The following is a 25,675-nucleotide window of genomic DNA, read 5'->3' as shown; positions in this document are numbered from 1 at the left end:
ATAAAATTAAGGAGATGATTAAATGATAAATAAAGATAGAATTGTTGAAGAGTTTATGAAATATGTACAAATAGACAGTCCTACTAAAAATGAAAAAGAATTCGCAGAATTTTTAACTAAAGAATTAAAAGAATTGGGATTTGATGTATATATAGATAGTGCTGGAGATAAAGTTGGTAGTAATACAGGTAATATAATAGCTAAACTTGAAGGTACAATAGATGTTGAACCTATATTATTTAGTTGTCATATGGATACAGTGTCTCCAAGTATAGGAATTAAACCAATAATCAAAGATGGTGTTATATACTCTGATGGTACAACAATATTAGGTGGAGATGACAAAGCAGGAATTGCAGCAGTTATAGAAGCTTTAAAAGTTATAAAAGAAAATAATATAAACCATGGTCCTATTGAAGTAGTGTTTAGTGTCTATGAAGAAGGTGGATTAAATGGAGCTAAAAATTTAGAATATGATAAGATAAATTCTAAAAGAGCTTTTGTATTAGATAGTGGTGGAGATCCTGGACAAATCATAATACAAGGCCCTGCACAAGACAAAATAGACATTAAAGTTATAGGAAAGCCTGCACATGCTGGTGTAGCTCCAGAAGAAGGTATAAGTGCAATAAATGTAGCAGCTCATGCTATAAGTAAAATGAACTTATTAAGAATAGATAAAGATACTACTGCAAATATAGGAAAAATAGAAGGTGGTAGTGCTACTAATATAGTAACTCCTGAAGTAACTATAAAAGCAGAATCAAGAAGTCTTAGTGATGAAAAATTAGACAAACAAACATCACATATGGTAGAAACATTTAATGATACTGCAAAAGAATTTGGAGCAAAAGCTGAAATAAATGTTGAAAGAATGTACAGTTCTTTTATCATAGATGAAAATGATGAAATTGTAAACATGGTTAAAAAAGCATGTGAAAATTCTAATATAAAGCCTTTCCTAGATGCAACTGGCGGTGGAAGTGATACTAATATATTAAATGCTAATGGAATAAAAGCAATAAACTTAGGTATTGGAGAAAGAAAGCCACATACATTAGAAGAACATATGCATATTAAGGATCTTGTTAGTTCCGCAAATTTAGTTTTAGAAATAATTAAATTATCATCTATTTAAATTAAAAAGAACCTTTGGTTTAATTAAACCAAAGGTTCTTTTTTAAAATAAATCTAAAAATATTCTAATTACCTCTGCTCCACCTATCATAGTTCCAAATACACTACCTAGATTTGCAAGAACTACTACAAGTAATATATGAGTTACTTTGTTTTTCCAAAATCCTTTTACTGTTGTAATATCGTCTGATAAATTTTCAAAATCTCTTACTTTTGGTTTTCTAATAAATGCTTCTGCAAGTCCTACAAACCAACCTGCTGCAAGTAGAGGATTAAGTGAACTTATAGGTGCTACTACAAAAGCTGTAAGAATAGATAATGGATGTGCTAATGCAATAAGAGCTCCTATTGCTGAAAGTGAACCATTCCATAAAACCCAACCTATAGTTTGATCTAGTGCCATTTCACGACTATTAATAAGTGTAAAAAGTATTATAGCTAGAATTACAATAGGTATAGTCCACTTTATATATTTTGAAGTATTTGATTTTGGTGGTAAACTTTTAAGCTTATTTAAATTATTTTCTTTATGAATTTCTTCTTTTATACCTGGTATATGTCCTGCACCAAGTACTGCAATTATTTTATTTCCTGGGGCATCTTTTATTTTCTGAGCAAGATATTTATCCCTTTCATCTATTAACGTAGTTTTAAGCTTTGGAAACGAATCTTTTAATTCATCTAACATTGAAGTTAGTATATCTTCTGTTTTTAAACGCTCTAATTCTTCTTCACTTACTTCCTCATCACTAAACATACTATAAACTAGTCCTGTAAGTAATTTCATTTTACCCATAAATCCTATTCCTCTCCAAATACGTTGAAATGTTATTTGGATATCTCTATCAGCTAAAACTATTTTTGCATCATTTTCTTTTGCAGAATTTATAGCTGTTATCATTTCTTCTCCTGGGTTTATTCCAAATTGATTTGCCATTCTCTTTTGAAATGAACTCATCATTAAATTTACAAGTAATAGTGTAGCCTTTTTTTGTTTTATTACAGATACTATATCAGTATCGCTCCATTTTTTGCCTTCAGTTATTGATTTATATCTTCCTTTATCAAGCTCTATGCATACTGTATCAGGTTTTTCATTATCTATCATCTCTTTTACTTGTTCAGCACTTTTTTTGGATACATGCGCTGTACCTATAAGTATTATTTCTTTATCATTTATATCTAACCTTGTAATGTTTTCTTCTGCCATATTACCCTCTCTTTCTAAATTACTCATATATACATTATATACTTCTAGAAAGATGATAACAACAAAAGATTAACCTGTTATAAATTTTATTTTTTTATTTTCTACATCTACATTTACAGGTGTATTTAAATATACTTCCCCATCTGTATCAATCATCATTTCATTTTTTGTTTCTAATTTTATTTCATTTGCTTTTATATGTTTTATTTCATTTTCCGTTATATTTTCTTCAAAGTTTTCTTTTTGAGTCAAGTATTTAATTAAAAGTGAAAATCCAGCATTATAAACTATAAATATATCAAACATACCATCTGTCATAGATATATTTTTTACTGGTACTAATGTAGAACCTACATGATTCCCATTTAATATTACTACCATTCCTGCTTTATCTTTTAGTTTGTTATTTTCTGTGTGTAAAATAAATTCAAAATCATCTTTTTCACTCATACTCTTTATAGTACTGGTATAATAACTTATTCTACCCATAATATTTTTAGTGTTAGAATTTACATTTTCAGATATATCAGTAATAAGTCCTGTGCCTACAAAATTTGTAAAATACCTATTATTAACTTTTCCAATATCAATTTCTGACACATTGCCTTTTAATATAGTATTAGAAGCATCCTTTAAATTTAAAGGTATATTTAAGCTTCTAGCAAAATCATTACATGTACCACTAGGAAGTATAGCAACTATTGGTGGGTTTTTTAACCTTGCTATACCATTTATTACTTCATGTAATGTACCATCTCCACCAAGGGATATTACAACATCATATTCTTTTCCTTTTTCATATGCTATTTCTTCGGCATGATTTACTTTTTTAGTTTTAGCTATAGTTAAATTATCTATTTCATTACTTAAAATAGGAATAATTTCTCCAAGTAATTTATTTTTCTTTTTTTGACCTGCATTTCCATTATATATAAGAAGGGCATTTTTATACATCATTTCAACTCCTAAAATTTATTTATTTAAAATATACCCTATTTTAAGCTCTGTATTTCTTTTTATAACTTTTTTTATTAGTTAACTGAATACCTCCAAGTCCTGCTCCTGAAATTCCTCCAACTATATGTGCCATTTGTGATATATTATCTTTTAATGTTATTGCATCAACTAATTCTCTACCTATAAATATTACTCCCACTATTATAAGTGTAAGTGGAATATAACCTGATCTTGTATTGGCAAACGAACTAAGTATTATCATCATAAATACTATTCCACTTGCTCCAATAAGCCCTGTTCTAAATAAGATTACATTTAAAAATCCTGTTACAAATGTAGTTATTAATATCATTTTTATTAATGGTTTAGAACCATATTTTTCTTCTAATATAGGACCTAACAATAATATTATTAGAAAATTACTTGTGAAATGTTGCCATGAACTATGTCCTAATACATAACTAAAAAGCCTAATATATTGCATAGGGTCATCTACAGATGTTCTATAGTTAGTAAAAATATATGTCATAAACTCTATTCCATATATCTCTTTTAATAACAATACACCTAATGCAGTAAAAGTAAATGTTAATGTAACTGGTGCATTATAATTAATTCTTAATCTATCCATAAAATCAATCCTTTACTTTTATTTATTCTATATATTCTATAAATGTAGCCTAATATCCTTTATTTTAAACTACCATTGAATTTTGGGAAGATAAAATATACAATAATTTTAAAAGGAGACTGTAATATGCATATAAAAAATATATTAAAAGAATATTTCGGATATGATGATTTTAGACATGGACAAGAAGAACTAATACAATCAGTATTAAACAAAAAGGACGTACTTGGTATAATGCCTACTAGTGGAGGTAAATCCATATGTTATCAAATACCCTCTTTGATATTAAAGGGTAGTACATTAGTGGTTTCTCCTCTTATTTCACTTATGAAAGATCAGGTAGATGCTCTAAATGAAATAGGAGTATCAGCTACATTTATAAACAGTACACTTACTAACTATGAATTAGAAAATAGGTTTAAAAATATACAAAATGGAGAATATAATCTGATTTATATAGCTCCAGAAAGATTAAATAATATAGGTTTTAGAAATATAATAAAAAACATAGATATTCCTTTCTTAGCAATAGATGAATCACATTGTATAAGTAAATGGGGTCATGATTTTAGACCTAGTTATAAAGAAATACCACGATTTATAAATAGTTTAGATAAGCGTCCAATAATAGGAGCTTATACTGCTACTGCTACTGAGGAAATAATAGAAGATATAAAAATACTTTTAAATTTAAATAAGCCTGAAGAGATTGTTACAGGTTTTGATAGAAAAAATCTATATTTTAAAGTTGAAAATAATATTGATAAAAGATCATTTATATTAAATTATTTAAATGATAAAAAAGATGACTCTGGTATAATATATTGTTCTACAAGAAAAGAAGTAGAATCATTATATGAGTTTTTAAATTCTAAAGGACATAAAGTAAGCTTATATCATGGTGGAATGAATAATGCAGACAGAGAAATTTCTCAACAAGATTTCATATATGATAAAACACCTATAATGATAGCTACAAATGCTTTTGGTATGGGAATAGATAAATCAAATGTTAGATATGTTATTCACTATAATATTCCTCAAAGTATGGAAAACTATTATCAAGAAGCTGGTAGAGCTGGTCGTGATGGAGAAGATAGTGAATGTATATTGCTTTTCTCACCTCAAGATGTAGCTAAACAAAAATTCTTGATTAGTGAAAGTCATAAAGACCCTGAAAGAGCTTCTGTTAGCTATAAAAACCTTCAATATTTAGTTGATTATGCATATAGTCATGACTGTCTACGAGGTAAGATACTTGAATATTTTGGAGAGATAGACGTCAAATCTAATTGTAATAACTGTAGTAACTGTAGTATTGAACATGAGTTTAAAGATGTAACTATTGAGGCTCAAAAGATACTTTCATGTGTATATAGATTAAATGAAAAGTTTGGTACCACAGTTGTAGCCCAAGTTTTAAGTGGTTCAAAAAATAAAAAAATATTAAGTTTTAATTTAGATAAAATATCAACATATGGAATAATGAAAGATTATACTGAAAAAGGAATTAAAAATATAATAGCAATGCTAATATCTCAAGGTTATTTATCTCTTACAGAAAGTAAATATCCTATAGTAAAACTTACATCCCTTTCTAGAAAAGTATTAAAAGGAAAAGAAAAAGTATATATGGCTATAGATATGTTTAAAGATAAAAAGGAAATTACTCCTGATTATTATTTAGAGTTATTTGTGGAGTTAAAGGATTTAAGAAAAAAACTAGCATTAGAAAAAAATATACCACCTTATATTATATTTTCAGATACTACAATTAAAGAAATGGCAACTTATCTTCCTATAGAAAAAGATTCATTTTTAAATATAAAGGGAGTTGGAGATAAAAAGTATGAATCTTATGGTGATATGTTTATAGAAAAAATAAAAGGTTTTAAAGAGAAAAATAATGTTAAATCCTCACCAAAACAGATAAAGTATACTGATCCTATTGAACCTAAAATTAAAACTCATATTGAAACATATAATTTATATAGAGAAGGAAAAACAATAGATGAAATATCTGAAATTAGAGACCTTACAAAGGATACTCTATTAAACCATTTTGTAAAGTGTCAAGAAGAAGGTAAAGAAATTAATTGGAATGATTTTGTAGACACACAAAAGGAAAAAGAAATTTTAAATGCTATTGATACTGTAGGTAAAAAATATCTAAAACCTATAAAGCAAGCTGTATCAGATAATATTAGCTATTTTGATATAAAAACTATAATTTATAGAGAAAACTATAAAAAAAGCCCTGCTTAAACTGCAGGACTTTTTTATTCAAATATCTTTTTATATTCACTATAACCTTCTTTTTCTAAGTCTTCTTTTGGAATAAATTTTAATGATGCACCATTTATACAATATCTAAGACCGCCTTTATCTTTTGGGCCATCTGTAAATACATGACCTAAATGAGAATCACCTGTTTTACTTCTAACTTCAGTTCTTCTCATACCATGACTTAAATCACTTTTTTCTTTTATATTTTCTTCTATAGGCTTTGTAAAGCTCGGCCAGCCACAACCTGCATCATATTTATCTTTTGAAGAAAATAATGGTTCACCTGTAACTATATCTACATATATTCCTTCTCCTTCATTATTATTATATTCACTAGTAAAGGGTCTTTCTGTTGCATTTTCTTGAGTCACTCTATATTGTTCTTCAGTTAGTTTTTCTCTTAGTTCTTTATCTGTAGGTTTATTGTATTTTTTACTCAAATTATCACCCTTTCATAACCTTATAGTGATAATATACCCTATTTATACTAATTAAAATATACTAATTTTTATATAATTTTTGAGATATTAAATCTATTATATCTATTAATTCATTCTTTATATCATTTTTCATATTAACATCTTCTATGTTTTCTACTATATTTGATATATTTGATAGCTTATTTTGTATATGCTTAAAATCATCTATTTGATTATTTTTTATATTATTATTAATTTTTTTAATATCTCTTTCATAAATTTCTTGTAATTCTTCCTTATTTTTAGTATGAGATATCTTAGTTTTAATATTAAATTTTTCTTTTAATTCTTTTTTTATACTATGTAATATATCTTTAGATTTTTCTATATCATTACTTGGTAAAATAATAATAAATTCATTTTTTCCACTTCTAATTGCTATATCCACAAGTGCTAATTTATCTTTAATTATATTTTTTATGTTTTTTTCTAAATCTATTGTTGGATTAATAGAAATTGTCATCATAGAATATATATCAGTTTTTATAGGAGACATTATATTTTGCTTTATTTTATTCCAAAGGTTTTTGTTGTATAATCCTGTTACTTTATCTGTATAAGCCATAGAAATAAGTTCATTTGAATTTGATGATTTTATACTATAAAAATTAGCAAAAAAATACTTTCTGAAGTCTAAATCTAAAGATTCAATTTTTACAATATAATCTTTAATTATGACTACATTATTATCAACTAATTCTTTTTTTATCTGTTCTCTGTTTCTTTCAATGTATTGAAGATTTTTATCATCTATAGTAGGATATTGTAATCTACCTTCAGTATCAAATATAATAAAAATTCCTTCTTTTTTAGAAAGAGTATACTTATCCATGATATTCACTTCCTATAATTTTCTATAATTAGGTCTATAGTCCTATAATATAACTTTAAAAATGTATAGTCAACCTATTTTAAATATTGAAAATATTTATTTTTATTATAATTATAGTCATATATGGGAATATTTATTACTAAAATCACATTATACTTAGGAGAGATTATATGAAAATTTTTGAAAATGAACCACTATCTTATTGGTTAGATTCAACAGAGAAAACAAATTATCCTTCTCTTGATAAAGATATAAATACTGATGTAGTAATAATAGGAGGAGGAATTGCAGGTATTACATCTGCTTATATATTAAAACAAAGAGGTTTAAATGTAGCTTTATTAGAAGTAGATAATATATTAGAAGGTACTACTGCTCGTACAACTGCAAAGGTTACATCTCAACATAACCTTATGTATAATAAACTTATAAAAGAAATGGGAGAAGATTATGCTCGTAAATATTTACAAGCAAATGAAGATGCTATAGAATTTATAAAACAAATAATAAAAGAAAAAAATATAGATTGCGATTTTAGTGAATTACCAGCATATGTTTATACAACTGATGATAAATATATAAAAGATATTAAAGATGAGGTAAAGGCTGTGCAAAAACTTGGGAAAGATGCAATATTTGTAGAAACTTTAGATCTTCCTTTTAACGTAAAAGGTGCTATGAAATTTAAAAATCAAGCACAATTTCACCCTAGAAAATACCTTCTAAAATTGGCTAAAGAAATAAATTCTAATGGAAGTTATATATATGAAAATACTAAAGTAGTAGATATAAAAGATGGAAATACTGTAAAAGTTATTACTAGTAATGAAAATATAATTTCAGCAAAAAAAGTAATAATAGCAACTCACTTTCCTATAGAGAATTTTAGAGGATTATATTTCTCTAGAATGTATACAGAAAGGTCATATATATTAGGTGTTTTAGCTAAGGATAGTATTCCAAATGGCATGTATATATCTGTAGAAAAACCTATAAGGTCATTAAGATATCAAAATTATAATGATAAGAAAATGTTATTAATAGGTGGAGATGGTCACAAAACTGGTCAAGGTGAAAATACTAAAAACCACTATAACAATTTAAAAAAATTTGCAGAAGAAAATTTTCAAGTAGAAAGTATTCCATATAGATGGTCAACTCAAGATTGTATGCCAATGGATGATATACCCTTCATAGGTCAAATAACAAGTAATTCAGAAAATATATTTTTATCTACAGGTTTTAAAAAATGGGGAATGACTAATGCTACTGCAGGAGCAATGATTTTAGCTGATATAATTACAAATGGAAAAAGTCCATATAGTGATGTGTTTTCCCCATCTAGATTTAATATAAAAGGAAGTATATCTAATTTTATAAAAGAAAATTTAAATGTAGGATATGAATTTATAAAGGGGAAATTAAAAACTGGAAATATTGATATAGAAGTAGCTACAGGACAAGGAAAAGTAGTAGATTTAAACGGTAAAAGAGTTGGTTTCTATAAAGATACTGAAGGTAAAACTTACATAGTTGATACCACTTGTACTCATCTAGGATGTGAGCTTTCATGGAATGATGCTGAAAAATCATGGGATTGTCCTTGTCATGGTTCCAGATTTTCATATGATGGAACAATTATAGAAGGCCCTGCATTACATGAACTTAGTGTAAAAATAATAGAGGATTAGATTTATTCTAATCCTCTATTTCTATACCTTCTATTATTTCATAATTTCTTTTTATTACTTTTCTTCCTCGCCAAGCAAAAGCTCTATCTCCATATTTTCTTTTAAATCCCTTATTGCTCATATCTTTAATTTCATCATAGTCTAATTTATGAATCAAATCTTGTTTAAACTCTTTTATATTAGTTTCTTTTATACCATCATTATGAGGACAAACTAGTTGACAAATATCACATCCAAATAAAATATTATCCTTTTTTATTATATCTTTATCTATTTCATCTATATCTCTCTTTTTTTGAGTAATAAATGACCTACACCTTAAAGGGTTAATGTCAAAATTACCAAGTATAATATTTCCAGGACATTCATATTTGCATTTCATACATTGAAAACAAGTCTTATCTAAAGGTTTGTCATGTTCAAAAGGAAAATTATTAATAATATACCCAATAAAAAAATATGTTCCATAGTCATCATTTATTAAATGAGCATTTATACCAAAAAAACCAAGTCCTGCTCTATAACCTAAATATCTATCTACTAAAGGTCCTGTATCTACATGTGCTTGATATTCAAAGTTATCTATTTTCTCATTTAATAATTCTCCTATTTTTTCTAATTTTTCTTTTACTATTAAATGATAATCTTTTGAATAAGTATAATTTGATAAATTAGATCTTTTGCTTTCTTTTGTAATATATGGAAACAGACAAACTATAATAGATTTTGCATTTTTCATAGTAAGTGTAGGATCTACTCTCAGCTCTATATTAGAACCCTCTAATCCTGTAAGCTGTCCTTCCTCTTCTCTACGAATTAATATCTCTTTTAACTCTTTATATGGACCAATATCTGCTATACCTACTTTTTCTATTTCTATTGATTTTGCATATTCTATTAATTTATCCTTCATATAATCAGCCCTCTTATTTTAGATCAAATATTTCTTCTAATTTTTTTGCTAATCCTTCTTCAGTATTTGGTCCTATAATTTCATGATTTGGTAATTCTTTTATTAATTTATCATGTGCATTTCCCATTATATAGCCTTTACCAACAGTTTGAAGCATTTCTAGATCATTTAATCCATCTCCAAAGGCTATTGTTTCTTCAAGGGATATATTATGTCTTTTTAATACTTCTTTTATAGCATACCCCTTTGATACACCTTTTGGCATTACTTCAAGGCATGTATCCAGTGAAAATGTTATATTTAATTTTCCAGGATATAATTTTTCTATTTTTTCTTTTAAATCCACTAATTTTTCATGTTCTAAACTTAAAAAGAATACTTTAGGTGACTTTATGTTTTCTAATGTTTTTAAATCAGTTATTTGATATAAAAAAGGGGAGTCTTTTACAAAGTCATCTAAATAATCATTTTCTTTTTCAATATACCATTCATTTTCCATATATATATTTTTATGAATACCTTCTTCAATGTCTAAGTTTATTAATCCTCTTACTATTTCTTCATCAATATCATGTCCGATTAATTTATTTTTTTCCTTATCATGTATTCTGCATCCATTTGATGTTATAAATATTGAATCTAAGTTTAAACCATTTCTTACAAAATCAATATCTTCATGATGACGTCCTGTTGCAATAAAAAATTTTACACCTTTATTTATTACTTTTTCTATAACTTGTTTAGTATATTCACTTACTTCATGCTCACTATTTAAAAGTGTACCATCTAAATCAGATATTATAGCCTTATATTTCATTTTTATCTCTCCTCTTTACATGTCTTGTATACTCTAACACAAGACTGTATTTTGCTTGTTTTATACACAGACTACATATAATTATATGTAGTCTGTGATTTAATTAATTTTAGTTACCAATAGTAATGCTTTAAAAAATAAATAATTAATATCCTAACTGCTTTCCTACAATAATTACTTTTATTCTATCTTTGATAAACTGCCCTCTAATTATTGTAAAATCATTACATATTCTATTGGGACTTTTACAGTCTACACAATAGCCTAAGGTAGTACATGGAGTGTTTTTCTCCAATCTTTTTGCGTCAATTGGAGCAGAGTAATTCCTAACTCTTTTTTCTGCTTCTTCTGTATTCTTAACAATCTTATTTATACCGGTTACTAAAATAACCTGTTTAGGTCCATAAATCATTGGTGCAACTCTACTTCCATTACCATCAATATTGTAAAGTTCTCCATCTTCGGTCAAGGCATTTGTACTACACATAAAAGTATCAGCAGAAAAATTTTTTATATAGATTTGCTTTTTTTCTTCACTTGTAATATCTTCTCTATACTTATCTAAAAAAGTGTAATTCCCCTTACGAAGAAAATCTATAGAACCTGTTTCAAAGAGTGTCATTGAGTCTCCTACACCAACTACAGAATTTTCACCTATAAGTTCCTTTAAAAGTCCTTCTAATTCAACATCATCCTTGACGAAAAAACCTGCCATATTACGTTTTCTTAAATTATTTATAGTTCTTTTAATTTGTTCTTCTAAATACCATAAAACATTATTATCCATCTAAATCTATATCCTTTCCATAAATATAGTTCAACTATTACTTTTATAATAATATCATATTTCATAATATCTAACATTTAGGAACTACTATATAATTAACTACACTATATTCCTGTTATTTCTTATTTTTCTTCCTTAAATCTTTAAAAAAGTTTTTCATTATATTAGAACATTCTTGTTCCATTATACCAGTAATCATTTCTACTCTATGATTTAACTTATCATTTTGGACTATATTCAATACGGACCCACATGCACCTGCTTTTTTATCCATTGATCCTATTATTAATTTATCGATTCTAGAGTTTACAATAGCTCCAGCACACATAGCACAGGGCTCTATTGTAACATACATAGTACATCCTGTAAGTCTCCATCCCCCAAGTGTTTCAGATGCATCTTGTAATGCAATTATTTCTGCATGAGCTGTAGGATCATTTAATTCTTCTCTCATATTATATGCACTTGCTATTATTTTACCATCTTTTACTATAACACACCCTATAGGTACTTCTTCTTTCTGGTATGCTATTTCTGCTTGTTTTAATGCTTTATTCATAAAATAATTGTTCAATTTTATTCTCCTAATTATAATAAGAGTCCTTTGATAATACAAAGAACTCTTTCATTTAAATTTATTTACTTTATGGTGCTCCCGAGAGGAATCGAACCCCTGGCCCACGCCTTAGGAGGGCGTTGCTCTATCCTACTGAGCTACGGGAGCAATATTATAAATCCTTATCTATTATATATTAATTTACTTATATTGTCAATGATAATTACTGCCATTACAACCATCCAAATAAGGTTCTATATATCCTAATAAAAATATTAGCTTTTTTTAAATCTCTATTTGTAAATAAATCTAATTTATATTTTAATTTTTTATTTTGATAAACCTCTAATACTCCTGCTTTTTTATCCTTTTTCAAAGGAAGTTTTAAATTTTCATCTATTAGTACTTTGGTGCTTATTTTATCGCCATTTTTAACTACTAAATAATCATCACCTTTTGGTACTAATTTCACTTCTTGATTTTTAGCTTTTTTTAAATTTATATTTATACCTTTATCTTTTGTTATTATTTCTTTAGTACCAAAATTTTCAATTCCATATTCAAGTAATTTTTGACTTTTTTCTTTTCTTTCCTTTCTAGTTTCTGCCCCCATTACTATAGCAATAAGTCTCATTTCCTTATCCTTATTCTTATCTTTAGGTAGTTTTATACTTGATACTAAACATAATCCTGCAGCATTTGTATTACCTGTTTTTATTCCATCTACTAATGGTATATCTTTAAGAAGTGGATTAGTATTTTCTTCAAACTTTCTAGGATTAATTTCTATATACATTTTATCTGTTATTTCTAAAATTTCTGGGTACTCATGTAATATATATTGAGTTAATACATTTATTTCTCTTATTGTCATAGTATTTTCTCTTTTATCTTCTTCAGGTAATCCATTAGGATTGTAAAAAACTGTATTTTCAAGACCTAATTCTTTTGCTTTTTGATTCATCATTTTTACAAACTCAGCTTCACTACCTGCAACATGTTCTGCAATTGCAACACATGAATCATTAGCTGAAGCTATAAGAATAGATTCTATAAGGGTTTCAAGTGGTAACATATCACCTTCTTTAAGATAAAAAGTTGATCCATACTCTTTTGGTGGATTTTCGCCTATTTTTACGATATCACTTAAATGAACTTTTCCTTCTTTTAATGCATCTTTTGTAACAACATAAGTCATAAGTTTTGTAATACTTGCTATTGGTAATTTATCATCAATATTCTTTTCATAAAGTAGTTCTCCTGTTTCATAATCAACAAGCATAGCTCCTTTTAGTCCTTCACTTAATTCATCTGCATATGTAAATTGACTAAAGCATATTATCATTAAAAGACATATTGTAATTATCTTTTTCATTTTTTCCCCCTTTTGAATATTACTTGTTTAAATACTCTTTTGAATTCTTAAACTCACTATTTATTTTATCTTCAACTATTCTTAAAAAATCTTCTGTAGTAGCATTTTTAAATTTAAATTCTTCATAATATGTTTTTAGTATATCATATAGTTCTTCTTTACCAAATTGTTTATTTATATCATGTATCATCATTGCTCCACGTGAATATACTAAAGGTCCATAATCATTCCATCCTACAAATTCATTTAATGATTTTAATATATTTTTATCTTTTATTAACTCTTTTGACATTTCATAATTATTTTCAATTCCATTTTTATAGTATTCATTAGCAGTATCCTCTCCATATTCTTCATAAGCATATATATATTCAGAATAAGTTGCAAGTGATTCATCTAGCCAAGCTTCATCTATTTCATCATTACCAACTATACCATACCACCATTGATGTGCTATCTCATGAACTATTACAAGCTCTAAACTTCCTATTTTTTTCTCATTATAATAATTATCTCCTATATATACTATGCCCGGATATTCCATCCCGCTAGGAAAACTGGTTTGAACTACAGATAACTTTCCATATGGATATTTTCCAAATATATTATTAAAGTATTTTAAAGAACTTTTAGAAAAGTCTATTGCTCTTTGTTTTACAACTTCACTTACACCATCAAGAAAATAAAGATTAATTGCAGTATTATCATAATTTTTAGTTATTTTTTCAAAATGATTACTAGCTACCCATGCAAAGTCTCTCATTAGTTTTGCTTCTATATCCCATATTTTTTTGTCACCTTTTATTTTCTCTTCTATTATATTTCCACTTGTTGCAAGAACTATATCTCTTGGTGCTTTTATTTTTACATTATAATTGCTTACATCACTATAAAAAGGATCTCCTACACTATAATAGGGGTCTAAGTTCCAACCATCTTCATCATATACTGCTGCAATTGGATACCAATTACCAAAATTAAATGTTTTATCTCCATATCCAAATCTATCTTGTGCTGGTGGTAATTTAACAGTATATTTCATAGAAATATCTATAGATTTGCCTTTATTTAACTTTTTATTTAAATCTAATTTGAGTATTGTATCTCCTTTTCCTATAAGTTTATAATTAATTTTATTTCCATTTACTTTTACTTCCTCTATATCTATATATCCTTTTTCAAATCCATTTGGATATGCAGTTTCAAAACTATCAAATAAAAATGGAGCTGTTTCTCTTTTTTTAAATGCATTTGGATATACATGAAAATATACATTTTTCAAATCTACATTTTCTTTATTTATATAAGTTGTTTTTTGCTCTGCATGATATTTTTTATCTTCAGGAAAAAATTCCACCTCAATATTGTATTTATCTATTTTATTTATATCTAAGTTATTATAATCATCTGTAATTAATGTATTAAAATCTTTTTCTTTATCTCCTCTTACCATATTTTCAATAGGTTTTTTTGAACAAGCTGTAAATCCTATTGTTATGATAGTAATAATTAATAAAATTAATGATTTTTTTATAATTTTCAAATTATCACCCCTGATATATTTTATAATTAGTATAAATAAGAGAGCTTTACGCTCTCTTAAATACTATGCTTTTTCTATTTTTTCTATTCCACCCATATAGTTTCTTAAAACTTCTGGTATTTCAACAGTTCCATCACTATTTTGATAATTTTCCAGTATAGCTGCTGTAGTTCTACCTAGTGCAAGACCTGAACCATTTAATGTATGAACATATTCTAACTTATTAGTATCTTCATTTCTATATCTTATATTTGCTCTTCTAGCTTGAAAATCTTCAAAATTACTACAAGAAGATATTTCAACATATCTATTATAACTTGGCATCCAAACTTCTAAGTCATATGTTTTTGCTGAAGAAAAACCTAAATCTCCTGTACAAAGCTCTACTACTCTATATGGTAACTTTAAAGCTTTAAGTATTTTCTCAGCATCATTTGTTAATTTTTCTAATTCATCATAAGAATCTTCAGGTTTTGAAAACTTAACTAATTCTACTTTATTAAATTGATGATTTCTTATAAGCCCTCTTGTATCTCTACCTGCTGAACCTGCTTCTTGTCTAAAGCATGGAGTATATGCTGTATATTTTATAGTTAAATCATCTTGGCTTAATATATCATCTCTATGAATATTTGTAACTGGAACCTCTGCTGTAGGTACTAAAAATAAATCTTTTGAAGGTATATTAAAAGCATCTTCTTCAAATTTAGGAAGTTGACCTGTACCTGTCATACTATCTCTATTTACTAAAAATGGAGGAATTATTTCAGTATAACCCCCTTCTCTTGTATGAGTATTTAGCATGAAATTCATTAATGCTCTTTCAAGTGATGCTCCCATACCTTTATATAGTGAGAAGCGTGCGCCAGTTATTTTAGATGCAGTTTCAAAGTTTAATATGTCTAAGTCAGTTCCTATATCCCAATGAGCTTTAGGCTGAAAGTCAAAACTTTTAGGTTCAAATACTTTTCTTATTTCTTTATTGTCATTATCGCTATCTCCTATTATCACTTTATCATTAGGTACATTAGGTAGCATTAATAACTTAGAGTTTAATTCATCTTCTATTTCTTTTAATTCTTTATCCATATCCTTAATTTTAGAAGATAAGTTTTTCATTTCATTTAAAACTTCTGATATATCTTTACCTTCTTTTTTAAATTGAGGTATCTTTTTAGATACATTATTTTGTTCTGCTTTCATATTTTCTACATCTTGTAATATTTCTCTTCTTTTTAGGTCTAGATTATATACTATGTCTACATCAAATTCACCTTTTCTTTTAGAAAGTGCTCTTTTTACACCTTCTTTATCATTTCTAATCATTTTTACATCAAGCATTTTTTCATCTCCTTTTTTATTAAACGATAAAAAACCTCTCGTCTCTATCTATATAGATAGGGACGAGAGGTTAAAATTCCCGCGTTGCCACCCTAGTTGACTTTACAGTCCACTTAGTACACTTTAACCAGTGCAAGGTTTATCTTTTAGATAAAATGCTAAGAGGTGGATTCAATAATATATATCATCGATTTTCACCAACCATCGACTCTCTTTAAGATATAAGATTATTTACTATGTCTCTTAATTGCATATAACTTTATTATTTTAAAATATAACACATTTTTAATATTTATTCAAGCCTTTTAAATTCTTTTAATATATTATATCTATATTATAGATAATTATACTAATTAATTTTTATTCTACATCTTCTGATGGTGATTCTTCTTTTGGTTCATCTGAACCTAAGTTTTGATTTAGTTTGTTTAACACAGATTCTAATTCCTCTATATATTCACCATATTTTGCCCAATCACCATTTTGAGATGCTTTTTTAGCTTTATTAAATAATTTATTAGCTTCTTTTACTATATTATCCAAGCCTTCAACAGGTTTTTCTTGGTCAGTTTGCTCTTCATCGTCTGGATCTGTTCCTTCTCCATCTTCACTTTCTTCTTTATTTATATCTCCAAATATTTTTGATAAAGCAGTATCAAGATCTCTTTCCATGACTATTTGATCTTTATATGCTACAATTACTCTTTTCATTTCAGGTATATTATTTTCATTTGCTGCTTGAATATATACTGGCTCTACATATAATAAAGAATTTTCAATAGGTATAGTCATTATATTGCCTCGAAGTACATTGGAACCTTCTTGTGACCAAAGAGTCAGCTGAGGTGATATATCTGAATCTTGGTTTATTTTTGATTCTACTAACATTGGTCCATTGACTGTTATACCTTTTGGAAATCTGTATAAATAAAGCTTTCCATAATCTTCTCCATCATTTCTAGCTACAAACAAACTAGTCATATTTGGCTTTGTAGCAGGAGTATATGGGACAGTAAGTAAAAATTCTACATCTTCTTCTTCAGGCAATTTAAACATTTTATAATTAGGTTTAATTGGTTGTTCTTCTCCCATATATATCTCTTCACCTGTATTCCATACATCCTCTGAATTATAAAATACTACTGGGTTTTCCATATGATAAGTTTCATATATCCTTGATTGTATAGAAAATAAATTTTCAGGATATCTTATATGACTAAATATTCCTTTTGGCATTTCATCAGATGACTTAAATAAACCTGGGAATATTTTTTCATATGTTTTTATCATAGGGTCCTTTTCGTCAAAAACATAAAAATCAGTATCACCATTATAAGCATCTACTACTACTTTAACTGAATTTCTTATATAATTTGTTGCACTTTCTTCACTAAATGGTTGTGAATAAGGAAAGTTTGAAGTTGAAGTATATGCATCTATCATCCAATATAATTTACCATCTTCTTGATTTACAACAATATATGGATCATCATCATACTCTAAAAATGGTGCTATTTTTTCTACTCTTTCTTTTATATTTCTATTTATTATAATCTTACTATCATTATTTATATTACTTGATATTAGCAATTTTAAATTTGCTTCTTTTATTGCATAAAGAACTCTATTAATTCCACCTAAACTTATTCCCGCTGTTCCTTCATAAAAGACTTCTTCATTATCAGAACCTTTAGGATAGTCAAATTCAGGTTCATCTGAATTTATTACTGCATAATTATCAGTCATTTCTCCAAAATATATCTCTGGTCTTTCTATTTTTAAATCTGTACTTGTAACAGGTGGTATACTATTAACAAGTAAATTTGGTTGACCATTTGGAGCTACTGAATTTACTGGGGATAATACAAAACCATATCCATGTGTATATTTTAAATGTTGATTTATCCAAGTTTTAGTTTTTAACTTAGAAACATCCATCTCTCTAGCAGATAAAAATACTTGAGTATATTTTCCATCTATCATATATCTATCAGTATCTACCCCATTAAATTTATAATAATATCTTATACCTTGTAATTCATTATATACTTGATTCAATGGTTGATAATCATTTATACGAATATTTTCTATAGTTTCTTTATTGTTTATTATATCTTCTTTAGTTAAATTTTGTTCTACTGGAAATTCTTTTTGAGTAACATTTTTCAACCCATATGCTTCTTGAGTCATGTCTATATTGTATCCAATATATTCACTTTCTTTTGAAATTTCATCAGGTTCTACTATAAATTGTTGAACTAATCCTCCTGCAACAGTTCCAAGTATACCTATGGTTATCAATAAAACTGGCCCTGATAAAGCAGTTTTTAGTTTTCTTTTATATGCCCCATAAAGAATAGTAAAAGCAGATATTAATGATAATACTGCCATTATTCTATATTGCCAAAGTGTAATATTTATGTCTGTAAAACTTGCTCCATATGCTACTCCTCTTGGTGAGTATAATAAATCAAATGTATTTAAATAATAGTTTACACCTATTATCACAAATCCTACAAATCCAAATACACCTACTTTTAAAAGTGCTTTTTTAAAAATATCTTTCTTTAATATATCTTTAATAGTTTGTTTATTTTTAAATTTATTCATATCTAATACATTTTCTGGTCTTTTTATATTAGGCTTTCTTATAGAAATTAGTAATAAATAAAAGACTACTGTAGATACAGCTAGAACAAATAATAAAAATAAAACTAATGATATTATCTCTTTAAATAATGGTATATTAAAAACATAAAGACCAACATCATTATTAAATATAGGATCTTTTAATCCAAATTTAGATGAGTTTATAAATTGTAATATGTTAAGCCAAAGCCCTCCTGCAAATGTTGTAGATACAAGAAGAGAAACAAGTGCAGAGCCTATACCTAATGCAATATTTAAATTTCTTTCTCCACCTTTTGGAGGAGTGATTTTCGCCTCTTTATAATAATTTCTTTTGGAAGATATAAAATAAAAATATATCGAAAAGAATAATATTAGAAATAAAGGCACTCCTATCGAAATTTGTGTAGTCAATTTCTTTAAAAATGTATCAGTATATCCAAGTTCATTGAACCATTGATAGTCTGTTACAAAAGCTACAATGCTAGTTAAAGAACTAAATAATACTAGTAAAATAGCTACAACTATAAATAAAATAAATTTTGTTTTGTTTTTCAATTCTTAACCCCCTTCCTTATTATTATACTACCCAATTATATATTATTCAATTTTTTAACTTTCAATTCTCATATCATTAATTTTTATTAATCCTTTCTTTCTCATCCAACTAGATATTATTAACGTGATTATTGATGGTAATATAAAGTGTAAGACTAATATACCTATCATTCCACTCATTCCCATTGTTTCTAATGTTGCAAATTGTCCTACTAAACCACTTGTACCCATACCTGCACCTAATTTATTATTTTGCATTTCAAATACTACAGTAGATATAGGACCAAGTATTGCTGAAGCTATTATAGGAGGAATCCAAATTCGTGGATTTTTAATTATATTTGGTATTTGAAGCATACTTGTACCAAATCCTTGAGCAATAAAGCCTCCTATACCATTCTCTTTAAAACTTATAACAGCAAATCCAATCATTTGTACACTACAACCTACTGTTGCAGCACCTGCTGCAAGTCCTGAAAGACCTAAAGATATTGCAATAGCAGCACTACTAATAGGTAAGGTTAACATTATACCCATAAGAACAGAAACAAGTATTCCCATAGATATAGGATCTTGCTCTGTAGCTATATTTATAATTGTACCAATTCCTGTCATAAATTTTGATATGACAGGTGCTACATATATACCTGCTATACCTCCTGAAATAATAGTTAAAGCAGGAATTAATACAATATCTACTTTAGTTTTACCACTTACTAATTTAGAAATTTCAGCACCTATATATGAAGCTACAAGTGCACCAACAGGCTCCCCTATTATTATTAATGTAGTTCCATCTACAACTTTAAATGTTCCTGCACCTATGGCACCTGTTATAATAGATGCAAATATGCCTAAAGGTGGTGCTCCTATGGAACTTGCTACTGCTGCACCTATGGCAGGGCCCATCATAAATTGAGCAATACTTCCCATATTTATTAATATTTCTAATTCTAATAAAGTACCTATCTGTTTCAATATAAGCCCTATTATTAAAGATGAAAATAAGCCTAGAGCCATTCCATTTAATATTTTTATAATATAATTTTTCATAATAACCCCCATTAAAATGTATTTACTGCTGTCTTGTCACTACATTTAAAAATATATCACTTTATAATCATTCTAGCAAGAAATTTTTTTCTTTTAATTTTTCTTTTATTTGAGAAAATACATCTTCATTTGGAACCCTTATTGTATGAATATGTACTCCTTCTGTAAGGGTTGCTAAAGTACTTGCATTATTTTCTTTCATATTTTTTATAAAATCTTTTACATCTTTTCTTGAAGAAATCATAAGTTGCCCTTTAATCTCTCCATAAACTGGATGCTCTACTATAACATCTAATACTTTTGCTCCTAAATCTACAATTATATTTAATTCTTCTTCAATATTTTCATCATCTTTATGAACTGATACAATAGTTTTTTCTAAAAAATTATTTTCATATTTTATGATCATATATCCATTAGGTGTTGCCATTATTTTTTTACCTTTAGCTCTAAGTATTGCTATATCTTGAACTATTACTTGTCTACTTACATTAAATTTTTCTGCTATAATAGCACCTTTTATAGGGTTATTTTCTTTTATTAATAATTCTAATATTTTTTTTCTTCTATTATTTGAATCCAATATATTCACCTCAAATTCATTATAACATACATATAAAGCTAAGGATAAATTTATCCTTAGCTTTATAAATTAATTAACTAAATATTTTTTCATATTTTCTGGTACATCTTGTTTTTCACATTCTACAGATATAATAAATTCTGTTTCATTATATTTATCTATTACTTTTAAATATTCTATAAATTTTTCTAAAAGGTAAAAGTCAAGTTCAATCATTTTATAAAGCCCATCAATATAAACCTTCTGTACATCATAATCACTAGCTACAATACCACATAAAAGGCCATAGAAGGTATCAATTTTATCTATATTGAACTCCATGGCATTAATATATCTTATTTTATAATTTAACTCTAAAGAATGCTTATTTGTTGCCTCAATAAATACAACTCCACCTGTAACATTTTCAGCACTATCATTTGCCATATTAATTAATTGTTTAGTTTTTCCAGAACCTTTTCTTCCACAAATAAACTTAACCATTTAAATTAACCCTCCTAATTAAATTTTAAAAAATTTAAATTAAAATGTTCTTTAAATATCCTTACCCTTTTTTTGTTCTTTAAAATCTAGATCTAAGTTCTTAATTTTATTAATTATATCATTACTCTCATTAAAATAGAATACTTTTTCAGAATTAGTATTTATATATATATATTCTTTATTATTATCTTTTAAGTCATTTAAAGAAATATAGTGCATATTTCCATCTTGTTCTGCAATTAATTCATTTTCTTCATTTAACATATCTAGTAATAAATCTAACATTTCCTTTTCCAAAAAATCATCTCCTAATGAATATTATTTATTTCAGTAGAATATATAATATATTGTTTTTGCTATCTCTTCCATAAAAATATTATTTATCCTGTTGTTTCAACTTGTATTTGTAAAAATAAAGACATAAAACTTTAATCTGTATATAACTTATATTTATGATATACTATTAAATATTGAGGGAGGTAAAAACTTTGAATCCAAATAAGAAAAAAACATATACTATAATAGCTCTTATAGTAGTTAGTGTAATGATACTTTCACCTATATTATATATGATAACTACAGCATTTTCTACATCAAATACCCCTGTGACTCAAGACGTAAATCCTGATATAAAAGATGAAGTAACTAATGAGACTGCTTTAAAAATAATTGATATGCATGAAAATTTAGATCAATATAAAGATAAAGAAGTTTCAATGGAATTACAATTTTTTTTAACAGAAGAAGAAGATAAATTTTCTTTAGGGGTAATAGATTCTTTCAATGGAGAAGAAATGCTATTTAATATATTAGCTGAAACAGAAGATAATAAAATTCCTGAAGGTTTTCAAAATTACGATAAAGTGAAAGTTAATGGTACTATAAAAGAATTAAAAGAAACTCATGAAGATCATAACCATAATGTTCCTTTAATGATGGTAAAAAATATAGAAAAAATAGAACAAGAAAAAAAGGATAATTAATTATCCTTTTTTTCTTGTTCTTCTATAATATCATCTATTAAATCATTTTCTAATATTAATTGACTTTCCTTAAACTCACTTATAGCTCTTTCATAACCTTCTCTACATTCTTCTATATCTATAGGTTCTTTTGTTTTTCTATCCCAAGCCATACTATTTTCAAATATCCCATCTTTAGACATCTTAAAAACTTTCTCATCATCTATAAATGATCCTAAAGGCACATAATATTGATTTAATACAAATCCTTTTTTAGAATTAAACAAATCTCTACCAAATCTTTTTCCTTTATTATCTTCTATTCCTGTAAGATTCAATATTGTAGGCATTAAATCTAATTCTCCACCTACTATTTCATTTGTTTCTTTTATACCACTGCCTGGCAAGTTAACTATAAGTGGAATATTCATATATTCATCAAAGCGATATTCATAGCCTAAAAATTCACTCATTATTTTTCCATTTTCAGCTCGAGTAGGATAAAGTCCTGCATGATCACCATATAAAACTATAATGGAATCTTCATATAATCCTTCTTTTTTAAGCTTTTCTATGAAATTTCCAAATGCTTTATCAGCATAATTTATACTTTGTATATAGTTTCCAAATATAGTGTTTTCATGTTCTTTTTTTAATTCTACTTCTATCAATTCTTCTGGCATATCATATGGATGATGGCTAGTTATAGAAATTACTGTTGAATAAAATGGTTTTTTTGCTTCTTTTAGATGATCTACCGTTTGATCAAAAAAATCCATATCATTTAAACCTAAATTTATAAGATCTTCTTTTTCATCATATTCAAAATCTTCTAAAGATATAAAGTTATCTATTCCTAGATTAGGATACATCTCATCTCTATTCCAAAACTCTTTATCATTACCATGAAAAGAATACGTAGAGTATCCCTCTTTTTTTAATATCTTTTGAAGTGAATAATAATAGTTTTCTTTATAATGATTAAATATAGATAAATCATTTGTTGGATATAATGAATTACTCATAACAAACTCAGCATCTGAGGTATTTCCTGGTCCTACTTGCTGATAAAAGTTATTAAAATACATACTATCTTTAGATATTAATTTATTTAAATTTGGAGTTATTTCCTTACCATTGTATTCTCTATTTATAAGAAAGTTTTGAAGAGATTCAAATTGTACTACAATAATATTTTTTCCTTTTGCTATTCCATGATATTTTTTATTTGTTTTTTTATCATTTTTATCATTAGATATGTTTTTAACTTTATTTTTTAAATCTTCATCTGCTAATGTTTCTTTCTCCTTATTGGTTAACTGAGTATATGCATCATATATATGATATGTAAATATACCGTAATTATTATATGCATAAGTTGTATTTCCTTTTATAAATAAAATAGGTGATAAAAACATTATTAATAGTATTGAAACTACAGATATTGTTATGTTCTTTCTACTAATTTTTAATCTATTATATTTTATATTTCTGTTTTTTAAATAAATTCCCAACGGAATTATATCTATTATCATAAAAAAATATATTGGTCTCAATACAAAAAATATACTTTTCCATACTGTAGGAACATTTCCTACAAATAATAACATAGTGATAGAAGGTAAAAATCCATAATATTGATAATATACTAAATCCGCAAATAATATTATTCCAACAACAGCATGTACAATAAAAGCTATTAACTTTATATTTTTAGACTTAGCAATAAACAATAATAAATATATAAATGCTATAGTTGGAATGGTAGTAATAAATGCAATAATTATATTTTTTTCAATTGTAAATATGTATAAAAGTAATACTTTCAGTAATGACAAAATAAACATAAAGAGTATAATTTTGTTCATTTTTATAGGTTTTAATTTAGATGTATTTATGTTAAACATGACTATCTCCTTAATTTTTGATAAATTAAAAACATTACATCTTTTATTATACCCTATTTTTTTCTATTTCTACATTAAATTCTCTTTACAATTACAATATTAAAAATGAGCATAAAAAAACCAGCAACGTCCTACTCTCCCAAGGCGTTACCACCTAAGTACCATCAGCGCTGAAGGGCTTAACTTCTGTGTTCGAGATGGGAACAGGTGTGACCCCTTCGCTATCGTCACTGGATTTATACTTAAATTTTAATTTAAGTCATGTTATTAATTTAGGATTGTACCCTAAAAATTACACAGAAAATATTTACAATTTTATTGGTCAAGTCCTCGACCTATTAGTATCCCTAAGCTAAAAGTATTGCTACTCTTACACCTGAGACCTATCAACCAGATAGTCTAATCTGGGGTCTTACTCACTAATGTGATGGGAAATCTAATCTTAAGGGATGCTTCGCGCTTAGATGCCTTCAGCGCTTATCATTTCCATACTTAGCTACTCAGCTATGCTCTTGGCAGAACAACTGATGCACCAGCGGTATGTCCATCCCGGTCCTCTCGTACTAGGGACAGCTCCTTTCAAATTTCCTGCGCCCACGGCGGATAGGGACCGAACTGTCTCACGACGTTCTGAACCCAGCTCGCGTGCCTCTTTAATGGGCGAACAGCCCAACCCTTGGGACCTACTACAGCCCCAGGATGAGACGAGCCGACATCGAGGTGCCAAACCTCCCCGTCGATGTGGACTCTTGGGGGAGATAAGCCTGTTATCCCCGGGGTAGCTTTTATCCGTTGAGCGATGGCCCTTCCACTCGGAACCACCGGATCACTAAGTCCAACTTTCGTTCCTGCTCGAGATGTATCTCTCGCAGTCAAGCTCCCTTATGCCTTTACACTCTTCGCACGATTTCCGACCGTGCTGAGGGAACCTTTGAGCGCCTCCGTT

The 25,675-nt window shown here is 27.1% G+C and carries 22 protein-coding genes, 1 tRNA gene, 1 rRNA gene and 4 other annotated features; of the genes, 4 read left to right on the top strand and 20 right to left on the bottom strand.

Going from position 1 to position 25,675, the window contains the following annotated elements:
• Positions 1 to 22 precede the first annotated feature (22 nt).
• On the top strand, positions 23 to 1,138 hold the full coding sequence (locus E0D94_RS01145; RefSeq protein ID WP_130805477.1) for a M20/M25/M40 family metallo-hydrolase: 1,116 nt from the start codon (positions 23 to 25) through the stop codon (positions 1,136 to 1,138).
• Between the two features lie 42 nt (positions 1,139 to 1,180).
• Here the strand turns inward: E0D94_RS01145 and E0D94_RS01140 are convergent, their stop codons facing one another.
• From E0D94_RS01140 to E0D94_RS01130, 3 genes are read right to left on the bottom strand one after another with little or no spacing between them, the layout of a single operon-like run.
• Positions 1,181 to 2,374 (bottom strand): TraB/GumN family protein, encoded by a 1,194-nt coding sequence (locus E0D94_RS01140; protein WP_242620454.1) that lies wholly within the window; start codon positions 2,372 to 2,374, stop codon positions 1,181 to 1,183.
• Between the two features lie 42 nt (positions 2,375 to 2,416).
• Positions 2,417 to 3,301 carry a diacylglycerol/lipid kinase family protein gene (locus tag E0D94_RS01135; protein ID WP_165442821.1) on the bottom strand — a complete coding sequence of 295 codons (885 nt, stop codon included), beginning with the start codon at positions 3,299 to 3,301 and terminating at the stop codon, positions 2,417 to 2,419.
• A 43-nt stretch (positions 3,302 to 3,344) separates the two neighbouring features.
• Positions 3,345 to 3,935 carry a rhomboid family intramembrane serine protease gene (locus tag E0D94_RS01130; RefSeq protein WP_207289592.1) on the bottom strand — a complete coding sequence of 197 codons (591 nt, stop codon included), beginning with the start codon at positions 3,933 to 3,935 and terminating at the stop codon, positions 3,345 to 3,347.
• A 126-nt stretch (positions 3,936 to 4,061) separates the two neighbouring features.
• On the opposite strand from E0D94_RS01130, the gene recQ reads away from it, so the two are divergent.
• Entirely contained in the window at positions 4,062 to 6,200 is a 2,139-nt protein-coding gene (gene recQ, locus E0D94_RS01125) for a DNA helicase RecQ (RefSeq protein WP_130805473.1), read from the top strand.
• 14 nt (positions 6,201 to 6,214) lie between these two features.
• Here recQ and msrB read toward each other — a convergent pair whose 3' ends face one another.
• Positions 6,215 to 6,661, bottom strand: a complete 447-nt coding sequence (gene msrB / locus E0D94_RS01120; RefSeq protein WP_130805472.1) for a peptide-methionine (R)-S-oxide reductase MsrB — start codon at positions 6,659 to 6,661, stop codon at positions 6,215 to 6,217.
• A 61-nt stretch (positions 6,662 to 6,722) separates the two neighbouring features.
• A complete protein-coding gene (locus E0D94_RS01115) occupies positions 6,723 to 7,532 on the bottom strand; it encodes a nucleotidyl cyclase domain-containing protein (protein ID WP_130805471.1) in 810 nt (269 codons plus the stop codon).
• Positions 7,533 to 7,702: 170 nt separating this feature from the next.
• Between E0D94_RS01115 and E0D94_RS01110 the strand changes: the two genes are divergently transcribed.
• Positions 7,703 to 9,223 (top strand): FAD-dependent oxidoreductase, encoded by a 1,521-nt coding sequence (locus E0D94_RS01110; RefSeq protein WP_130805470.1) that lies wholly within the window; start codon positions 7,703 to 7,705, stop codon positions 9,221 to 9,223.
• Positions 9,224 to 9,230: 7 nt separating this feature from the next.
• On the opposite strand, the gene queG is transcribed toward E0D94_RS01110, so the two are convergent.
• The 13 genes from queG to E0D94_RS01045 form a co-directional block, all read right to left on the bottom strand.
• Positions 9,231 to 10,136, bottom strand: a complete 906-nt coding sequence (gene queG / locus E0D94_RS01105) for a tRNA epoxyqueuosine(34) reductase QueG (protein ID WP_130805469.1) — start codon at positions 10,134 to 10,136, stop codon at positions 9,231 to 9,233.
• Positions 10,137 to 10,149: 13 nt separating this feature from the next.
• Positions 10,150 to 10,953: a Cof-type HAD-IIB family hydrolase gene (locus E0D94_RS01100; protein WP_130805468.1), complete on the bottom strand. Its 804-nt coding sequence runs from the start codon at positions 10,951 to 10,953 to the stop codon at positions 10,150 to 10,152.
• Positions 10,954 to 11,098: 145 nt separating this feature from the next.
• A complete protein-coding gene (locus E0D94_RS01095; protein ID WP_130805467.1) occupies positions 11,099 to 11,740 on the bottom strand; it encodes a lactate utilization protein in 642 nt (213 codons plus the stop codon).
• A 115-nt stretch (positions 11,741 to 11,855) separates the two neighbouring features.
• Complete coding sequence (gene tadA / locus E0D94_RS01090; protein ID WP_130805466.1) at positions 11,856 to 12,314, bottom strand: tRNA adenosine(34) deaminase TadA; 459 nt, start codon at positions 12,312 to 12,314, stop codon at positions 11,856 to 11,858.
• 73 nt (positions 12,315 to 12,387) lie between these two features.
• A tRNA-Arg gene (locus E0D94_RS01085) sits at positions 12,388 to 12,464 on the bottom strand.
• Between the two features lie 64 nt (positions 12,465 to 12,528).
• Complete coding sequence (locus E0D94_RS01080) at positions 12,529 to 13,671, bottom strand: D-alanyl-D-alanine carboxypeptidase family protein (protein WP_130805465.1); 1,143 nt, start codon at positions 13,669 to 13,671, stop codon at positions 12,529 to 12,531.
• Positions 13,672 to 13,690: 19 nt separating this feature from the next.
• Positions 13,691 to 15,214, bottom strand: a complete 1,524-nt coding sequence (locus E0D94_RS01075) for a M1 family metallopeptidase (protein ID WP_242620453.1) — start codon at positions 15,212 to 15,214, stop codon at positions 13,691 to 13,693.
• Positions 15,215 to 15,277: 63 nt separating this feature from the next.
• Complete coding sequence (gene serS / locus E0D94_RS01070) at positions 15,278 to 16,555, bottom strand: serine--tRNA ligase (RefSeq protein WP_130805464.1); 1,278 nt, start codon at positions 16,553 to 16,555, stop codon at positions 15,278 to 15,280.
• 55 nt (positions 16,556 to 16,610) lie between these two features.
• Positions 16,611 to 16,812, bottom strand: a binding site (T-box leader).
• Between the two features lie 103 nt (positions 16,813 to 16,915).
• On the bottom strand, positions 16,916 to 19,741 hold the full coding sequence (locus E0D94_RS01065; RefSeq protein ID WP_130805463.1) for a UPF0182 family membrane protein: 2,826 nt from the start codon (positions 19,739 to 19,741) through the stop codon (positions 16,916 to 16,918).
• A gap of 54 nt (positions 19,742 to 19,795) precedes the next feature.
• A complete protein-coding gene (locus tag E0D94_RS01060; protein WP_130805462.1) occupies positions 19,796 to 20,794 on the bottom strand; it encodes a PTS sugar transporter subunit IIC in 999 nt (332 codons plus the stop codon).
• 67 nt (positions 20,795 to 20,861) lie between these two features.
• On the bottom strand, positions 20,862 to 21,386 hold the full coding sequence (locus E0D94_RS01055; protein WP_278044672.1) for a transcription repressor NadR: 525 nt from the start codon (positions 21,384 to 21,386) through the stop codon (positions 20,862 to 20,864).
• Positions 21,387 to 21,446: 60 nt separating this feature from the next.
• Entirely contained in the window at positions 21,447 to 21,860 is a 414-nt protein-coding gene (locus E0D94_RS01050; RefSeq protein WP_130805460.1) for a hypothetical protein, read from the bottom strand.
• Between the two features lie 51 nt (positions 21,861 to 21,911).
• Positions 21,912 to 22,157, bottom strand: coding sequence for a hypothetical protein (locus E0D94_RS01045; protein ID WP_130805459.1), 246 nt, complete (start codon positions 22,155 to 22,157; stop codon positions 21,912 to 21,914).
• Between the two features lie 191 nt (positions 22,158 to 22,348).
• Here E0D94_RS01045 and E0D94_RS01040 point away from each other — a divergent pair, with 191 nt between their 5' ends.
• On the top strand, positions 22,349 to 22,843 hold the full coding sequence (locus E0D94_RS01040) for a hypothetical protein (protein ID WP_130805458.1): 495 nt from the start codon (positions 22,349 to 22,351) through the stop codon (positions 22,841 to 22,843).
• On the opposite strand, the gene E0D94_RS01035 is transcribed toward E0D94_RS01040, so the two are convergent.
• Both E0D94_RS01035 and rrf read right to left on the bottom strand, forming a co-directional pair.
• The gene (locus tag E0D94_RS01035) at positions 22,840 to 24,729 is read right to left on the bottom strand and encodes an LTA synthase family protein (protein ID WP_130805457.1); all 1,890 of its coding nucleotides are present in this window, start codon (positions 24,727 to 24,729) and stop codon (positions 22,840 to 22,842) included. The two genes, E0D94_RS01040 and E0D94_RS01035, sit on opposite strands and share 4 nt — an antisense overlap.
• 118 nt (positions 24,730 to 24,847) lie before the next feature.
• Positions 24,848 to 24,964, bottom strand: a 5S ribosomal RNA gene (rrf, locus tag E0D94_RS01030).
• A gap of 95 nt (positions 24,965 to 25,059) precedes the next feature.
• Positions 25,060 to 25,322, bottom strand: a sequence feature (23S ribosomal RNA rRNA prediction is too short).
• A gap of 19 nt (positions 25,323 to 25,341) precedes the next feature.
• Positions 25,342 to 25,501: a sequence feature (23S ribosomal RNA rRNA prediction is too short), on the bottom strand.
• A 19-nt stretch (positions 25,502 to 25,520) separates the two neighbouring features.
• Positions 25,521 to 25,666 (bottom strand) — a sequence feature (23S ribosomal RNA rRNA prediction is too short).
• Positions 25,667 to 25,675: the final 9 nt, after the last annotated feature.

It is taken from the genome of Senegalia massiliensis, assembly GCF_900626135.1.
Taxonomy (GTDB): Bacteria; Bacillota; Clostridia; order Tissierellales; family SIT17; genus Anaeromonas; species Anaeromonas massiliensis.
Note: the sequence above shows the minus strand (reverse complement) of the source record. Positions and strands in the feature narration are given on the sequence as shown.

Coding starts and splice junctions, on each gene's coding strand:
- queG (WP_130805469.1), bottom strand. CDS start 10,136: ATGAAGGATAAATTAATAGAATATGCAAAATCAATAGAAATAGAAAAA.
- E0D94_RS01100 (WP_130805468.1), bottom strand. CDS start 10,953: ATGAAATATAAGGCTATAATATCTGATTTAGATGGTACACTTTTAAAT.
- recQ (WP_130805473.1), top strand. CDS start 4,062: ATGCATATAAAAAATATATTAAAAGAATATTTCGGATATGATGATTTT.
- E0D94_RS01095 (WP_130805467.1), bottom strand. CDS start 11,740: ATGGATAATAATGTTTTATGGTATTTAGAAGAACAAATTAAAAGAACT.
- E0D94_RS01135 (WP_165442821.1), bottom strand. CDS start 3,301: ATGTATAAAAATGCCCTTCTTATATATAATGGAAATGCAGGTCAAAAA.
- E0D94_RS01080 (WP_130805465.1), bottom strand. CDS start 13,671: ATGAAAAAGATAATTACAATATGTCTTTTAATGATAATATGCTTTAGT.
- E0D94_RS01050 (WP_130805460.1), bottom strand. CDS start 21,860: ATGGTTAAGTTTATTTGTGGAAGAAAAGGTTCTGGAAAAACTAAACAA.
- E0D94_RS01140 (WP_242620454.1), bottom strand. CDS start 2,374: ATGAGTAATTTAGAAAGAGAGGGTAATATGGCAGAAGAAAACATTACA.
- E0D94_RS01145 (WP_130805477.1), top strand. CDS start 23: ATGATAAATAAAGATAGAATTGTTGAAGAGTTTATGAAATATGTACAA.
- E0D94_RS01110 (WP_130805470.1), top strand. CDS start 7,703: ATGAAAATTTTTGAAAATGAACCACTATCTTATTGGTTAGATTCAACA.
- E0D94_RS01035 (WP_130805457.1), bottom strand. CDS start 24,729: ATGTTTAACATAAATACATCTAAATTAAAACCTATAAAAATGAACAAA.
- E0D94_RS01060 (WP_130805462.1), bottom strand. CDS start 20,794: ATGAAAAATTATATTATAAAAATATTAAATGGAATGGCTCTAGGCTTA.
- E0D94_RS01130 (WP_207289592.1), bottom strand. CDS start 3,935: ATGGATAGATTAAGAATTAATTATAATGCACCAGTTACATTAACATTT.
- serS (WP_130805464.1), bottom strand. CDS start 16,555: ATGCTTGATGTAAAAATGATTAGAAATGATAAAGAAGGTGTAAAAAGA.
- E0D94_RS01115 (WP_130805471.1), bottom strand. CDS start 7,532: ATGGATAAGTATACTCTTTCTAAAAAAGAAGGAATTTTTATTATATTT.